The organism is Klebsiella sp. 10-1 (genome assembly GCF_009758445.1).
GTDB lineage: Bacteria > Pseudomonadota > Gammaproteobacteria > Enterobacterales > Enterobacteriaceae > Klebsiella > Klebsiella scottii.
The window spans coordinates 509,304-525,046 of the sequence record NZ_WQRE01000004.1 but is presented as its reverse complement, the minus strand read 5'-3'; the positions used below and the strand labels follow the sequence as shown (position 1 = coordinate 525,046).

The 15,743-nt window shown below is 56.6% G+C and carries 11 protein-coding genes; 5 read left to right on the top strand and 6 right to left on the bottom strand.

Going from position 1 to position 15,743, the window contains the following annotated elements; translation table 11 throughout:
- Positions 1-41: 41 nt before the first annotated feature.
- The 3 genes from GO007_RS18000 to GO007_RS17990 form a co-directional block, all read right to left on the bottom strand.
- A complete protein-coding gene (locus GO007_RS18000; protein ID WP_095102208.1) occupies positions 42-1,112 on the bottom strand; it encodes an ABC transporter ATP-binding protein in 1,071 nt (356 codons plus the stop codon).
- Positions 1,105-2,874 carry an ABC transporter permease gene (locus GO007_RS17995; RefSeq protein WP_095102206.1) on the bottom strand — a complete coding sequence of 590 codons (1,770 nt, stop codon included), beginning with the start codon at positions 2,872-2,874 and terminating at the stop codon, positions 1,105-1,107. The genes GO007_RS18000 and GO007_RS17995 overlap by 8 nt, the downstream gene beginning before the upstream one ends.
- A gap of 85 nt (positions 2,875-2,959) precedes the next feature.
- Positions 2,960-4,048 (bottom strand): ABC transporter substrate-binding protein, encoded by a 1,089-nt coding sequence (locus GO007_RS17990; RefSeq protein ID WP_095102204.1) that lies wholly within the window; start codon positions 4,046-4,048, stop codon positions 2,960-2,962.
- Between the two features lie 571 nt (positions 4,049-4,619).
- On the opposite strand from GO007_RS17990, the gene ptsP (GO007_RS17985) reads away from it, so the two are divergent.
- Genes ptsP (GO007_RS17985) through GO007_RS17970 form a run of 4 tightly spaced genes read left to right on the top strand, consistent with a single transcriptional unit; the run spans position 4,620 to position 9,407 of the window.
- Positions 4,620-7,121, top strand: coding sequence for a phosphoenolpyruvate--protein phosphotransferase (ptsP, locus tag GO007_RS17985; protein ID WP_095102202.1), 2,502 nt, complete (start codon positions 4,620-4,622; stop codon positions 7,119-7,121).
- Positions 7,122-7,145: 24 nt separating this feature from the next.
- Entirely contained in the window at positions 7,146-8,165 is a 1,020-nt protein-coding gene (locus GO007_RS17980; protein WP_095102200.1) for a PTS fructose transporter subunit IIC, read from the top strand.
- A gap of 1 nt (position 8,166) precedes the next feature.
- Positions 8,167-9,021: a helix-turn-helix transcriptional regulator gene (locus GO007_RS17975; RefSeq protein WP_095102198.1), complete on the top strand. Its 855-nt coding sequence runs from the start codon at positions 8,167-8,169 to the stop codon at positions 9,019-9,021.
- The gene (locus GO007_RS17970) at positions 9,018-9,407 is read left to right on the top strand and encodes a PTS fructose transporter subunit IIB (protein ID WP_095102196.1); all 390 of its coding nucleotides are present in this window, start codon (positions 9,018-9,020) and stop codon (positions 9,405-9,407) included. The genes GO007_RS17975 and GO007_RS17970 overlap by 4 nt, the downstream gene beginning before the upstream one ends.
- A 33-nt stretch (positions 9,408-9,440) precedes the next feature.
- On the opposite strand, the gene GO007_RS17965 is transcribed toward GO007_RS17970, so the two are convergent.
- The 3 genes from GO007_RS17965 to GO007_RS17955 are packed head-to-tail and all read right to left on the bottom strand — an operon-like array spanning position 9,441 to position 12,875.
- A complete protein-coding gene (locus GO007_RS17965; RefSeq protein ID WP_095102194.1) occupies positions 9,441-10,181 on the bottom strand; it encodes a phosphatase in 741 nt (246 codons plus the stop codon).
- 52 nt (positions 10,182-10,233) lie between these two features.
- Complete coding sequence (gene tkt, locus GO007_RS17960; RefSeq protein ID WP_095102192.1) at positions 10,234-12,228, bottom strand: transketolase; 1,995 nt, start codon at positions 12,226-12,228, stop codon at positions 10,234-10,236.
- Between the two features lie 14 nt (positions 12,229-12,242).
- Entirely contained in the window at positions 12,243-12,875 is a 633-nt protein-coding gene (locus GO007_RS17955) for an HAD-IA family hydrolase (RefSeq protein WP_255430904.1), read from the bottom strand.
- Between the two features lie 351 nt (positions 12,876-13,226).
- On the opposite strand from GO007_RS17955, the gene ptsP (GO007_RS17950) reads away from it, so the two are divergent.
- Positions 13,227-15,737, top strand: coding sequence for a phosphoenolpyruvate--protein phosphotransferase (gene ptsP, locus GO007_RS17950; protein WP_095102190.1), 2,511 nt, complete (start codon positions 13,227-13,229; stop codon positions 15,735-15,737).
- Positions 15,738-15,743: the final 6 nt, after the last annotated feature.

Genomic DNA, 15,743 nt, shown 5'->3' with positions numbered 1-15,743 from the left:
GCGGAGGCAGCCCTCACTTCGCCCTGTTTTATGCCGGCGGCCTAAGGCGTCGGGAAGATCCACAGGTCGCTGGCGGGAAGCGTGATATGGCAATGCTCCGCGTCGCGCAGCGTTGAGCCGTAGACGCGAATGGCAAAGTCATCGCCGCGGGTGCGGAACAGATATTCCCAGCGGTCGCCAAGATACATGCTGGTCAGCAGCGGCAGCTCAAGCATGTTGTCTTCCGGCGAGGAGCCGAGGCGCAGGCGCTCAACGCGGATCACCGCCGTCGCCTCCTCGCCGATGCTAACCCCCTCTCCCGCCATGCCCCACAGCGCCCAGCTGGCTCCCTCAATGCGCGCCCGGCCGCTTTCCAGCGCCGTGATTTTACCGCGCAGGCGGTTATTGCTGCCCATAAACTCGGCGGCAAACAGCGTCGTCGGGTTGCCGTACATCTCCTGCGGCGTGCCCTGCTGCTCAATCACCCCGTTGTTCAGCAGCAGGATCCGGTCGGAAATCGCCATCGCCTCATTCTGATCGTGAGTCACCATCAGCGCCGAGAGTCCGAGATTGATAATCAGCTCGCGCAGAAAGACCCTCGCCTCTTCGCGCAGCTTGGCATCGAGGTTCGACAGCGGCTCGTCGAGCAGGATAACCGGCGGGTTATAGACCAGCGCCCGGCCAATCGCCACGCGCTGCTGCTGGCCGCCGGAAAGCTGATGGGGATGGCGATTGCCGAGATGTCCCAGACCGAGCTGGTCGAGAACGGCCTGCACCCGCTGGGCGATTTCGCCGCGGGCGACCTTGCGCAGCTTCAGCGGATAGGCGACGTTTTCAAATACGCTCTTATGCGGCCACAGCGCGTAGGACTGAAACACCAGCCCCAGATTGCGCTCCTCGGCGGGGATTTCGCTGCGCGGATTGCCGTCGTAGACCGTGGTTTTACCAATGGTAATACGCCCGGCGGTAGGCTTTTCCAGCCCGGCGACGGCGCGTAGCAGGGTCGTTTTCCCGCTGCCGGAGGGCCCGAGCAGGGAAACCACTTCCCCCCGACTGAGCTCCATCGATACCCCTTTCAGGACCGGGTTGTCGCCATAGGTGAGATGCAGGTTTTCTACAGATAGCTCAATCATGTAATTTCACTCCAAAGCGCAGGGCGATACCCAGCCCGACGACCACCAGCAGGATATTGATAAACGAGAGCGCGGCGACGATATCAATCGCTCCCGCCGCCCACAGCGAGACCAGCATCGAGCCGATCGTTTCCGTTCCCGGCGAAAGCAGGTACACCCCGGTGGAGTATTCGCGCTCGAAGATCAGAAACATCAGCAGCCACGAACCGATCAGGCCGTAGCGCGACAGCGGAACCGTGACGTGGCGGGTAACCTGCCCGCGGGAGGCGCCGGTGCTGCGGGCCGCCTCCTCAAGCTCCGGCGCAACCTGCAGCAGCGTCGAGGAGATCAGGCGCAGCCCGTAGGCCATCCATACCACGGTATAGGCCAGCCAGACGCTGAAAATGGTATTGCGCAGCGCGCGCAGCTGCGCAATAAGATGTTCGCGCAGCCAGTCGGCCATCGGCAGCGCCGAGAGCCAGCCGTTTTTCAGCGACTGATCCAGCCACATCGGCAGGAACAGAAACACCCACAGGAACGCCAGCCCCGCCAGCAGGCCCGGCACCGCGCGCGGCACCAGCACGCTGTAGTCGAGAAAGCGCGTCACGTTGTCCGGCTTACGGTGCATGGCGATCCCGACAAACAGATAGCAAACGACCGCCAGCGCGCCGCCAAAAATGCCGATCGCCATCGAGTTGACGATGGCCCGCAGCAGGTTCGGCTGCTGCCAGATATTGCGGAAGGTCGCCAGCGACAGCTCGTCCCACAGCGAAACGCCGACGCCCCAGTTCGAAATAAACGCCCGCATCGCCACGCCAAGCAGCGGAACGCCGATGGTCACCGTCAGCCACAGCACCACCACCACCCCGGCAACCCAGCGCCACTTGCCCAGCGGCAGCGCGCGCGCCTGGGAGGCTTTACCTTTCATGGTGACAAACCGACTGGCGGTGCGCATCAGCCGACGCTGCAGCATCACCAGCGGGATGGTGATGCAAATAAGCACCACCGCCACCGCCGCCATCAGGTGGTATGAAGGGGTTCCAAGCTTATTGGTCAGCTTATAGAGATAGGTCGCTAGCACCATATTGCCTTCGGGGTCGCCGAGTACCAGCATCAGGCCGAACACTTCCAGACCGAGGAAAAACAGCAGTACGCAGGCGTAGAGGATCGAGGGCCGCACCATCGGCAGGCTGACGGAGGTCATAACCTGCAGCGGCGACGCGCCTACCGTCCGGGCCGCCTCCTCGACGTCGGAGCCGACGCTGCGCAGGGCGGACGAGATGTACAGGTAGGCGTGCGGGACGTGGGTTAATCCGGCGATCGCCACGATGCTGAACATCGAGTAGATATTCCACGGCACAAAGCCCAGCAGCCGCTCGGCCCACTGCGAGAAGAAGCCAACCGGCCCAGCGGCCACCACGTAGCCAAAGGCCAGCACCATCGGCGAGACGAAAACGGGCACCAGGATCAGGGGTTCAATAAAGCGCCGCCCGGGTAAATCGGTGCGGACCATCAGAAACGCGAGGATCCCGCCGAGCGGGATCGCGATCGCCACCAGGCCGAACGCCAGAATAAAGCCCGACTTCAGCGCCAGATAAAAATCAGGATCGGTAAATATAAATTCGAAGGCTTCGAAGCTGAACGCTTTCGACCGCGCAAAAAAAGGCGCCGAGAGAAAGCTCTGCACCACAATAAATAACAGCGGGACATAGATAACTAATGCCGCGATCAGTACCACAATACCGCGCGGCAGCCCCTGCCATTTTCGGCGTAATACGTTCATATGCGATCCCTTTGGTCAGGCGTTTAAAGAGAACCTGCCGGGTATTAACGGGCGCGGCATCGGAGGATGTCGCGCCTCGGGAGGATTATTTTGCCGCCGCGGTACGCCACTGTTTGATAAATTCCAGACGTTTTTTCGGTTCCAGATATTCCAGCAGGGTTTCATCCACCGGAATCGGCTTCAGCGCGTTGCCCAGCATTTTAGTCATACCGTCGATATCATTTTTGCCTTCGATATCATTGCGAATTGAGGGAATATCGGCCTGGCTGGCGAGAATGCTCTGCCCTTTTTCGGACAGCACGTAGTCGAACCACAGCTTAGCGGCGTTAGGATGCCCGGCGTCGGCGGTAATAAACGAGACGCGGGAAAGGACCAGCACATAGTCTTTGGGATAGGCGATGCCGAGGGAGGGATCGGTTTTGGCGCGCGCTTCGGCGTATGAGCCCAGAATATTAAAGCCAATCAGGTTTTCACCCGAGGAGACGCGCTCCATCATGGTGCCGGTAGAAGATTGCACGGTCAGGCCGCCTTTGGCCATTCCGGCCAGGTCGCTGAAATAGCTGGCGTCAGCCTTGCTGTCCTGCACGGCCAGCATAAAGCCCAGGCCGGATTTTTCGATATCGTAGGTGGTAACTTTAGCTTTGAATTTGTCGGCCTGGCCGGCAATCAGCTTCGCCAGCGCGGTATGAGAATCCGGGACGTCGCCCTGCGGGATCAGCCGCTTATTGTAGATAAAGACCACCGGTTCATAGGTGGTGCCGTAGGCTTTCTGCTGCCAGACCGCCCATTTTGGCAGCTTGCTCAGCTCGGGCGAGGCGTACTCTTCGGCGTAATCGGTGGCAAGCTTCAGCGCCGTATCCATCGATGAGCTCCAGACCACGTCCCCGCTGCCGCCGCCCGCCGCCTGCTCGCTGATGTAGCGGTTATACAGCTCGGTGCTGTTCATATCGTTATATTCAACTTTAATTCCGGGGTACTGCGCCTCAAATCCTTTAATTAGCGGACCCGCCGCTTTGGTGTCCGTCGTTGAATAGATGACAACTTTGCCCTCTTTCGTCCCGCCATCAACCACTTTTTGATATTCAGCCGGGTAGCCTTGAGGTAGTTCCGCCAAAACGGAGCCAGAGAAGACCGTCGTCAGTGAAACCACTAACCCACCAATTTTCTTATACATAAAACCAACCCTTAGGCATCATTTATTAAACACAAATTTAACATATAGCGAGGCGTTCGCGCCTTGCAACGCTGGGGGCGGTTTTTTTCTGGCTTTTGTGATGCTGACGGAATTTAACTAAATAAATGGCGAGCGGAATCCGTGCGGCGATAAGCGTTACCCTGCCGGAATATTAAGAAAATATTAAGCTAAGCCGTTTCGCAAAATAGTCCTTACGTTTACCTGAGCGCAAATATAATGCCCGCCGGGTTGTCGAGCAGCACAATATTCATGCGCGCAATGATCCTCGGCGGTAATTTCGCTGTTACCGCCGGCTGCTAGCGCCTTAAGCTTAAAATTTGTGACCGACATAGCAAACTGGTCATGAAAGAAAAAAGTAAAAATATTTTTTAAATCAAAAAGGTAATAAAAAAACGCGTCAGCATAAACATGACAAAAGTCACAAAATCACAATCAGGTCACTATTTTTAAGTAAAGGTGACTTTTTTACTATTTCATCACCCTGGAGAACGAGGAAAGATAGCGAGCTTAGACCGCGAATATCGATGTACAACAGCGCGCAGGAGCCGAAATGGCGGTGATAGTTACTTATACATGCGATCTTAACGAAGGTATTCACGCCAGGCCCGCAGGATATATCGCGCGCTTATGCAACCTGTTTCAGGCCGCTGTAAGCTGGGAGAATATCCGTACCGGCCTACAGGCCAATGCGAAAAGCGCCCTCTCGTTGGTTGCCACCGATACGTTGCTAAACGATGAGTGCCGTATCGTGCTTAGCGGTAATGATGAACAGCAGACCGCATCTGAGCTGCGCGCGCTACTGGCCCGCCTTCCTGCGTTTAGCATTGCGTCAGCTCCCGTCTCCCTACACGGCTACCTTCCCCGCTGCCTGCGGGAGCTAAACCCGCGGGTGATCCAGGGAACCCGTATTAATAAAGGCGCGGCGATCGCCAAAACGCTGTTCATGCAAAGCCTTACGTTCAGCGAGCTCGCCGCGCGCAATCCCGGCCGTATTGAGGACCTGGAGAGCGAAAAGGCGCGTCTGATTACGGGGCTCGAGGGATTAGGCGCCGAAAAAGAAATCGCCCTCGGGCAAACCCAGGGCGTTGAGCACGATCTTATCGAGGCTCAGCATTCGCTCATCAGCGACATTGCTTTTCAGAATAATGCGATCGGTTATCTTAATGACAAGATGAATGCCTGGTCCGCGATCGTGCAGGCGGCACTCGATTTTTGTCGCGTACTTGAGCGCTCATCAAGCCACTATCTGCGGGAGCGAACGCTGGATATCCTTGATATCGCCAGCCAGCTAATCCGCATCATGTATGGCGAGCAGGCTCTGGCGCAGCAGCCGCTTACGCTGAATGCGCCGACGATCGTCTTCGCCAGCACGCTGACCCCCGACCAGTTTCTGGCCCTCGACAGAACCCAGCTTGCAGGCCTGGTCATGTCGACTACCGGAAAAACGTCGCACACGGCGATTCTGGCCCGCTCATTAGGCATTCCGGCACTGACGGATATCGATTTTTCGGCCCTCAAACTTGATGCCGATCGGCAGGTCATCATCGATGGCGATCCGGGCATTTTAATAACCGATCCGGATGAGAAAATCCTGCGCTATTACCGCCATGAAATCGCGATACAGCAGAAAATGCAGCGGCTGATGCGCGCCAGCGCGGCAACCCCGGCGCGGACCAGCGACGGACATCGTGTCGAAATTGCCGCCAATATCTCCAGCCTTGCAGAAGTACAGGCGGCAATCGACGGCGGCGCGGAGCATATCGGGCTCTACCGAACCGAGACCGCATTTATGCAGCGCGACCGGCCGCCGTCCGGGGAAGAGCTGAACGAGCTGTATAGCCAGGTGGTCAGACTGGCCGCCGGAAAATCGGTGACCTTTCGCACCTTCGATATCGGCGGCGACAAGCCCGTCGGGTACCTTAACTGCGGTAAAGAAGAGAACCCGTTCCTCGGTTTCCGCGCAGTGCGAACTTATCCGCAATATCGTGACCTTTTCGCCCTGCAGCTAAAGGCGATTCTCTCCGCGTCCGCGGTCGGTAGAGCCAAAATCCTGCTGCCGATGATTGCGCGCGTTGAAGAGCTGATCTGGTGCCGGGAGGTGCTGGAATCAGTTAAGCAGGAGATGCGCCGCGAGGGGCGCGGCTTCGATGAGCGGATTGCGCTCGGTATTATGCTGGAGGTTCCCTCCGTGCTATTCGCCATGGAGGAAATGGCCGAATACGTCGACTTTTTCAGCCTGGGCAGTAACGATCTGGCGCAGTATCTTTTCGCCGCTGACCGGGGTAATAGCCGGCTCAAGGGGGTTTCTGACAGCTATGCGCCGCCGCTTCTGCGCGCCCTCAAATTAGCGACAGGCGAGGCCCACCGCCTCGGTAAACCCATCGGCCTGTGCGGCGAACTGGCCGCTGACGAGAGCATACTCCCGCTCCTTATCGGCCTCGGCTTTGATGAATTGAGCATGAGCTGTCCGGCGATTGCGGGGATAAAACAGGCCCTGCGCGAGCTTAGCTTTGCCGATTGTCAGACGCTGGCGCGGGTTCTTCTCCAGAGCCCAAACGCCGAGCGGGTCAAAACCGAGCTGCGCAGGTCTGCGGTCGGCGCGGTGAAGAAACCGCTGCTGTCGCCGGAGATGGTTATGTGGGGCATTGACGCTGCCGATAAAAACGAAGCAATCAAAATAATGGTCGATAACCTGTGGTTACACCAGCGCACCACCGCGCGGGAGATACTGTGCGACGATATCTGGGCCCGCGAAGTCCCTTTCCCCACCGTTGTCGGCTCGGGATTTGCTATCCCCCATGCCCGAACGGACGCCATTGGCGACTCGACCGTCAGCGTCGCGACGCTTAAGCAGCCGATAGCCTGGGGCGGCGTGATGGTCGATACCCTCTTTATGCTGACAATCAGCAAATCGGCGAAGGATAACGAGCATATGAAATACTTCTCCACGCTTGCGCGCATGCTGATGAACGATGAATTTGTCCGCCAAATCAAAGAGACACAAAACCCGAAAGCGCTCTATGACCTGATATCCAGAACGCTGGCCTTCTGATCACCACTACGGTATGAGGCTAAGATGTTAAAACTATTAAAAAATACCAAGCGGCATTTTATGACCGGCGTGTCGTACATGATCCCCTTCGTGGTGGCCGGCGGCGTGTTGCTGGCGCTGGCGGTGATGTTCAATGGCGAAGCGGCCGTGCCGGACCACGGTTTTTTGAAAGCCATGTCGCAAATCGGTATGGCCGGACTGACCCTGTTCATTCCGATCCTGTCGGGTTTTATCGCCTATTCAATGGTGGATAAACCCGGTATCGCGCCGGGTGCCATCGGCGGGTTAATGGCCTACCAGATGGGGGCCGGTTTTTTAGGCGGCATGCTCTCCGGGATTATTGCCGGGCTGGTCGTCTATCTTCTGCTCAATATGATTGCCCGACTCAATGTTCCCCACTTCCTGCGGATGGTATTGCCGATCTTTATTATCCCGCTGGTCGGCACCTTCCTCACCGGAATGGCGGTTTATTACATCATTGGTGACCCGATAGCCGGAGTCATGAAGTGGCTTAGCGTTTGGCTTGGCAATATGCAGGGGACCTCGTTCATTATTCTCGGGACCATTCTCGGCTGCATGATCGCCGTCGACATGGGCGGTCCGCTGAACAAAACCGCTTTTTTCTTTGCCGTCGCCCTGATCTCAACTAACCCACAGCTGATGGCGGCGGTTGCCGCCGCTGACTGCACCCCGCCCCTGGGGCTGGCGCTGGCGACCTTTCTGTTTAAAGGCATTTTTAATGATGTTGAGCGAGAAGCCGGGAAGCCCGCGGTTATTATGGGCGCGATGGGCATCACGGAAGGGGCGATCCCGTTTGCGGCGGCGGATCCGGTCCGCGTGATCCCGGCGATTATGCTCGGCAGCGCGGTCGCCGCCGTCCTCTCTTTATGGTTCGGCGCCACCAACGCCGCGCCCTGGGGCGGGCTTATCGTGTTGCCGGTGATCGGCAACCACTTTGGCTATCTCGTTTCAGTGGCCGCGGGAACCGTGACGACCGCAGTTGCGGTCAAAATATTAAAAACCGTTATCAAACCGCGAGCATAATATGGGCACGTTTATTCAATCCATCCTCAGCGAATTTAGTACCCAGGGCGCGAGCAATGACAACGTGCTGGTGGCCAACGGCAACGCGCAGGCCCCGGCGATGGCCTACCATCTGCACGTGCCGCGCATCGAACTTACGGTAAAAGGCACCCTGAGCATGCTGCTGCCGAAAGGGACCGACAGGATCGTTAAATGTGAGCGCCCGGTCGGCACGATTACCTATATTCCCGCCAACGGCTGGAACTCGCCGCTGTGGGAAGGCCCGGTTATCTGCATGTCGATTGTGTTCTGGAAGCAGGATGTTGGTTTCAGTATCAGTAACTGGGACGGGACGCAGTTTAAAGAAGTCGAGAAATATAACCTGCAAAACTCCAGCAGTACGGTTCGTGACCGCCTGCTTGAGCTGACCGAATCGTTAGCGTGGGCGCAGGATAATACCGGCGAAACCTTTGCCCACATCGCCTATGCGCTAATAAACGATCTGCTGTGCCAAATCACCGATGGCCTGAATAACCAGCAGGGCCCCTTCTCTCTGCTGGATGAAATTAAAGGCCATATCGATAGCCACTACCACACGGACATCAGTCGGGAAAGCGTCGCCGAGACCTTTAACATCTCACCCGGCTACCTGTCGCGTCTGTTTTCGAAGGAGTCAGACGTGAAATTCAATGAATATCTGAAGTTGGCCCGTATCTCGCGTTCGAAGGCGCTGCTGATGAATACCAATCTGAAAATCAACGAGGTTTCAGAGAAGTGCGGTTTCACTGATACCAACTATTTCTGCAAAGTCTTTCGCGATATTAACGACTGTACGCCGCTTGAGTACCGGCGCAAAAATAAGGGAGCAAGCTTATGATAACTCGCGCAGGAAGAGATGAGATCCCGCCCTTCTCAAGCGAACGCAATCTGCATATTGTCGCGGTAACCGCGTGCGCAACCGGCGTGGCGCATACCTATATGGCCGCAGAGCAGCTGGAAAAACTGGCGAAGCAGTATCGCTTTGCGATCAAAATTGAGACCCAGGGCGTGCTGGGGCTGAAGAATCCCATTACCGATAAGGATATTTTCGCATCCGAGCTCGCCATCATTGCGTCCGATATTACTATCGATAATCCCGCACGCTTTGACGGCTGCCGTATTCTCAACGTGTGCATTAACTCGCTGCTGCTCAAGCCGACGGAAGTTATCGCCGCGATCCGCAAGTCGCTGAATCTGCCCAGAGGCAACGTCATCGACCTGTAGCGGGTGGGCGTGAAGCTGAGAAGCAAATGCTTCTCAGCTCAGTGCAGCGTAGAGCTCCTCAATGCGATCCCCGCCGCGGCGTTCAAGAAACTCCAGCACCCGTCGCGGGGAGGTGTTGAGGACCCTTGATGCGGGAAAATCAGCCTCTGCAAGCAGATGCTGACAGGCGCTGAAATCACCCACTGAAAACGCGCTGTGCGAATCGCTGCCCAGCGCGATAAGCCCGCCGCTATCCCGTACGGCGGCAACAATGTTGCGGCAGTTCGCCTCACTACCCTGACGCGAATGGACAAAAGAGGCGTTATTCACTTCCAGCGCCACGTGGCAAGCTTTGGCGGCCTCGACTACCGCCGGGATATCAATGGGATACTCCGGGTTGCCGGGGTGGCTAATGATATCCACCTTTCCGCACTCAATTACCGCGATCAGCGCATCGGTGTTGCTCGCCGTCCCGGCCGGGGCAAAGACCTGTTTGTGGAACCCGGCAATAACCAGATCTAACGAAGCGCGCATTTTGGCGCTGCAATCGGTCTCGCCGCCGGGTTTGATGTTGGCTTCGATACCGCGCAGGAGTCCCACGCCCTCAACGACGCGCGGCAGCACGCGCAGATTATTAAAGTGGAACGGATGCGGCGCGTCGACCATTTCCGGTCCATGGTCGGTGATAGCGATCAGGCGGATATGCTTGCGCGCGGCGGCGGCTATGTAGTCATGAATCGTGCTGTAGGCGTGGGTGCTGGCAAGAGTATGCATATGCAGGTCGACGGGATACATTTCTTTCCCCTGAATAAAAAATGGCCCCAGGTCGTGCAAGGGGCCGGGAAGGTTAAGCCAGAAGCGCTTTCGCCTGATGCAAAATCGCCTCAAGGGTGATACCGAACGTCTGATACAACTGCTCCGCCGGGGCCGATTCACCGAAGGTGGTCATGCCGATAACCGCTCCGTTCAGCCCAACATATTTGTACCAGTAGTCGGTAATCCCCGCTTCCACCGCCACGCGAGCGGAAACGGTTTTTGGCAGTACGGCCTCGCGATAGGCGGCGTCCTGTTTATCAAATACATCGGTGGAGGGCATTGACACCACCCGCGCCTTCACGCCGTCGGCGGTCAGTTTTTCATAGGCAGCAACCGCCAGCTCAACTTCAGAGCCGGTCGCGATAAGGATCAGCTGCGGCTGGCCGTGGCAATCCTTCAATACGTAGCCGCCGCGCGCAATATCCTGCACCTGCTGCCAGGTCCGTTCCTGCTGGGTCAGGTTTTGCCGGGAGAAAATCAGCGCGGTTGGGCCATCTTCACGCTCCGCGCCGTACTTCCACGCCACCGCCGATTCCACCTGATCGCAGGGACGCCAGGTGCTGAGGTCAGGAGTCAGGCGCAACGAGGCAATCTGCTCGACCGGCTGATGAGTCGGGCCATCTTCACCCAGACCGATGGAGTCGTGGGTATAGACCATCACCTGACGCTGCTTCATCAGCGCCGCCATACGCACCGCGTTACGGGCATACTCCACAAACATCAGGAAGGTCGAGGTGTACGGCAGAAAGCCGCCGTGCAGCGCGATACCGTTAGCGATGGCGGTCATGCCGAATTCACGCACTCCGTAGTGGATATAGTTCCCGCCGCTATCGTGGTTGATCGCTGTCGATCCCGACCAGAGCGTCAGGTTTGACGGAGCCAGATCAGCGGAGCCGCCGAGAAATTCCGGCAGCAGCGGACCAAAGGCTTCAATCGCATTTTGTGAGGCCTTGCGGCTGGCGATCTTCGCCGGTTTCGCCTGCAGCTTTTCAATATACGCCTGGGCTTTGCTGGCAAAGTCGGGCGGCATCTGCCCCTTTATCCTGCGGGTGAATTCGGCAGCCAGTTCCGGGAACGCGTGAGCGTAGGCGGCGAACTTGTCATTCCATGCCGCCTCCTTTGCCCGGCCGGCCTCTTTTGCATCCCACTGCGCGTAGATGTCAGAAGGGATCGCGAACGGCGGATGCGGCCAGCCCAGGGCCTCGCGCGTTGCCGCCACTTCAGCCTCTCCCAGCGGCGCGCCGTGAACATCATGAGTACCGGCCTTATGCGGCGAGCCAAAACCGATGATCGTTTTACAGATAATCAACGTCGGCATTGAGTCTATCGACCGGGCGACGTCAATGGCGGCGCGGATAGACTCAGGGTCATGCCCATCTACCCCGCGCACCACGTGCCAGCCGTAGGCCTCAAAGCGTTTGGCGGTATCGTCGGTAAACCAGCCCTCCACATGACCGTCAATGGAAATGCCGTTATCGTCATAGAATGCCACCAGCTTACCGAGCTTCAGCGTCCCGGCCAGTGAGCATGCTTCGTGCGAAATCCCCTCCATCATGCAGCCGTCGCCCATAAAGGCCCAGGTGAAGTGGTCCACGATCTCGTGGCCGGGGCGGTTAAACTGCGCCGCCAGGGTTTTCTCCGCAATGGCCATGCCGACCGCATTAGCGATCCCCTGCCCCAGCGGCCCGGTGGTGGTTTCCACGCCTGGGGTATAGCCCACCTCCGGGTGGCCCGGGGTTTTGGCATGCAGTTGACGAAACGCCTTCAGCTCGTCAATCGGCAGATCGTAGCCGGTGAGGTGTAACAGGCTGTAGATCAGCATCGAGCCGTGGCCGTTGGAGAGCACGAATCTATCGCGGTTTGCCCACATCGGGTTATTCGGGTTGTGGTTAAGAAAATCCCGCCACAGAACTTCGGCAATATCCGCCATCCCCATCGGCGCGCCCGGGTGACCCGAATTGGCCCGCTGGACGGCATCAACGCTGAGCATACGGATGGCATTCGCCAGGGTCTTTCTTGATGACATAACAAACTCCCTCTTTACATCTTAAGGAAAAAATCCGCCTCGCCCTTGCGCATCACTCGCAGGTCGAGGTAGTGATCAACGGTTTGCCAGGTGTCGATATCGTGAACCATCGACTGGCGGGTCAGGACTTCAACCACCACGCATCCGGCCTCGGTGGCGGAGAGCAGACCGGCGGTGGAGTCTTCAAAAGCGAGACAGCGGGCGGGAGACAGGTTGAGCCGGGCTGCGCCGATCGCAAACGGCTCCGGGTGGGGCTTGCCGTGACGGACATCTTCGCTGGTCACCAGCATGGGCGGATTCGGAAAACCGGCCTGTTTAATGCGCGCCGAGGCAACCTTAAGCGAGCCGGAGGTCACGATGGCCCAGGGAACCTGAAGCCGCACCAGCTGGCGAAGAAATTCATCAGCCCCGGGCACCGGGGTGATGCCGTCGGTATTGCGTGCTTCAAACGCTTCCAGGGCCAGAAACTCATCGTTAATCGTCCGCTCGCTGGCGTCGGGCATAAAATGGCGCAGCGTACTGAGCGCCGGTTTGCCATGCAGGTAATGGCATACCGTTTCGGCATCCAGCCCCTTTTTATTCGCCCATATCCGCCACGACGCCTCCACGAAATCCAGCGAATTGACCAGGGTCCCGTCTAAATCCAATAATATTCCACGAAAATGCATCGCCCTCACCTCAAAAAAAGAAAGTGTGAGCTTTATTTTGTACGCCATCACCCGGCAGCAAATAAATAGAAAAAATGGCCCTTTAATAGCAATTACGTGACCGCAGATTATCCATTAGCCAGAGTGTGATAACTATCACAAGACGTATCACCACTTAATTTCATGACTGCGATCACATAATCGCAATCATGTTATTTAATTAGAGCAAAGGTGACTTTTTTACTATTCAAAGCAGAGCAATAACGATGAAGGATATATAACAAGAAACGCAGACACTCACGTCTGCCCAGAAAATTAACTCGCTTTGTTTAAAGATTCTCGGGAGTGATAATGTCACAGGTAATAAATTATCAATGTGAGCTGAAGGACGGCATTCATGCCAGACCGGCGGGGCATATCGAACGGCTGTGTAATACCTTTCAATCTGCGGTAAGCTGGAAAAATATGCGCAGCGGGATTGCCGCCAATGGTAAAAGCGCCCTCGCCATTGTCGCTACTGATACATTATTCAATGACGCCTGCGAAATTACGCTCATCGGTAAAGATGCGCCTGCTGCTGCGCAACGGCTCGGCGCGCTGCTGAAAAAGCTGCCCTCATTCGAAGTCAGCCAGGCGGAAGAAGCGCCGGCATCCACGGGCTATCTCCCGCGCTCCCTGCGGGAAACCCAGCCCAGGTTTATTCAAGGTTCACGCATTAGCGGCGGTGTCGCCATTGCCAGACCGCTGCGCATTCAGAGCCTGTCATTAGACGAAATGCTGGCGCTGAATCCCGCCGAAATATATGACAAAGAGTCACAGCAGCGTATTTTCCTGGCAGGTTTGGAAATGCTGCAGCATGACAAACAGGCGGCCCTTGAAATAACTCAAGGCGTTGAGCATGAGATCCTCCAGGCACATTTATCAATCATTACCGACGTAACCTTTCAAAGCCATATTTCCAGCACAATAGCTGACGGTGAAAACGCCTGGAATGCGGTCATTAAAGCCGCCATAGAATTCAGCGAAATACTTAACCGCTCGTCCAGTAAATACATAAAAGAGAGGACCCTTGATGTCCTCGATATTACCGGGCAGTTGCTCACGGCCATTTATGGTGCGGGCGTATTGCCGCCAAACCGTCTCGAGTTAAGCGAACCGTCAATTATTCTGGCCAATAGCCTGACGCCGAGTCAGTTTCTCGCCATAAATAAATCGTTGCTCGCCGGGATGGTGCTATCCGTCACCGGAAAAACCTCGCATACCGCAATATTGGCGCGTTCCCTGGGGATCCCAACGCTGACGGATATCGATTTTTCAGCCCTCGAGCTGAATGCGGAAAGTGACATCATTATCGACGGTAATCCGGGTATTTTGATTACCGCTGCGGATGAAAAGGTACTGCGCTATTACCGCCATGAAATCGCCGTCCAACGGACCATGCAACAGCAGATGCTGGCTAACGTGCATCTGCCGGCGACGACAAGCGATAACCATCGTATTGAGATAGCCGCCAATATCGCCAGCCTGGCGGAAGCCGAAACCGCGTTTAGCAACGGTGCTGAAGGTATCGGCCTGTTCCGTACCGAAATGTCGTTTATGGATCGGGAAACGCCGCCGAACTATCACGAACTGGCGGAGCTTTACAGCCGGGTGATGCGGCTTGCTGACGGTAAGCCGGTGATATTCCGCACCTTCGATATCGGCGGCGACAAGCCCGTCGACTATATGTGCATCGGTGAAGAGGAAAATCCGTTTCTTGGCTTCCGGGCGGTACGCGCCTACCCGCGCTATCGAGAGCTTTTCGCCATGCAGCTAAAGGCGATTCTTACCGCCTCCGCGCTGGGTGAAGCCAAAATCATGATCCCGATGATCGCTAACGTCGATGAAGTTATCTGGTGTCGCGAAGTGCTGGAAGAGGTGCAGAACGCGATGCGCGCTGAGGGACTGGGGTTCAACGATAAGATTTCGCTCGGCGTGATGCTGGAAGTGCCCTCTGTCATCTTCGCCATCAGCGAAATAGCGGAATACGTCGATTTCTTTAGCGTCGGCAGCAACGATCTGACCCAGTACTTTTTTGCCGCGGACCGCGGCAATACCCAGGTCGAGGCGGTGTATGACAATTATGCCCCGGCATTTCTGCGCGCCATGCGGTTCGCCGCCGATGAAGTTCATCGTGCGGGCAAGTGGATTGGCATCTGCGGCGAACTGGGGGCCAGCAAAGACTTTCTCCCGCTGTTTGCCGGCATGGGCTTCGACGAGCTCAGCATGAGCGGTACCGCCATTCCCGGCGTGAAACATGCGCTACGGGAGCTGGATTTCGCCAAATGCCAAAGGCTGGCGCAGGAGAGCGTGACCTTAAAACGCTCCGCCGCGGTCAAAGCCCTGCTTCGCTCACCGGATGTGAAAGCGGTCAGCACAATGCCGATCTTCGCCCCGGAGTTTATTCTCTTTGGCCTGCAGGCCAGCGATAAAAACGAAGTCATTAAAAAGATGACCGACAATCTCTGGCTGCACCATCGTAGCGATAACCGCGATCGATTAGCCGATGATATCTGGACCCGCGAGGACTCATTTTCCACCGCCGTAGGCTATGGTTTCGCCATTCCGCACACGCGCTCAAACCATATCCGCCACTCCACCATCAGTATGGCGACGCTTGATACCCCCATTATGTGGGGCGATCAGCAGGTCGAAACCGTATTTATGCTGACGGTGAGCCAATCCGCCGATCCTAACGAACACATGAAATATTTCTCTACGCTTGCCCGAAAGCTAATGAAAGAGGATTTCCGCAATGAAATAAAACAGGCCGAAGACGTCACCGTACTCTACAACCTGATGGCAACAACATTAGCCATATGAAATCAG

Bases quoted from the DNA above. Each gene is read 5' to 3' on its own strand.
- GO007_RS18000 (WP_095102208.1), bottom strand. From the start codon at position 1,112: ATGATTGAGCTATCTGTAGAAAACCTGCATCTCACCTATGGCGACAAC.
- GO007_RS17995 (WP_095102206.1), bottom strand. From the start codon at position 2,874: ATGAACGTATTACGCCGAAAATGGCAGGGGCTGCCGCGCGGTATTGTG.
- GO007_RS17990 (WP_095102204.1), bottom strand. From the start codon at position 4,048: ATGTATAAGAAAATTGGTGGGTTAGTGGTTTCACTGACGACGGTCTTC.
- ptsP (WP_095102202.1), top strand. From the start codon at position 4,620: ATGGCGGTGATAGTTACTTATACATGCGATCTTAACGAAGGTATTCAC.
- GO007_RS17980 (WP_095102200.1), top strand. From the start codon at position 7,146: ATGTTAAAACTATTAAAAAATACCAAGCGGCATTTTATGACCGGCGTG.
- GO007_RS17975 (WP_095102198.1), top strand. From the start codon at position 8,167: ATGGGCACGTTTATTCAATCCATCCTCAGCGAATTTAGTACCCAGGGC.
- GO007_RS17970 (WP_095102196.1), top strand. From the start codon at position 9,018: ATGATAACTCGCGCAGGAAGAGATGAGATCCCGCCCTTCTCAAGCGAA.
- GO007_RS17965 (WP_095102194.1), bottom strand. From the start codon at position 10,181: ATGTATCCCGTCGACCTGCATATGCATACTCTTGCCAGCACCCACGCC.
- tkt (WP_095102192.1), bottom strand. From the start codon at position 12,228: ATGTCATCAAGAAAGACCCTGGCGAATGCCATCCGTATGCTCAGCGTT.
- ptsP (WP_095102190.1), top strand. From the start codon at position 13,227: ATGTCACAGGTAATAAATTATCAATGTGAGCTGAAGGACGGCATTCAT.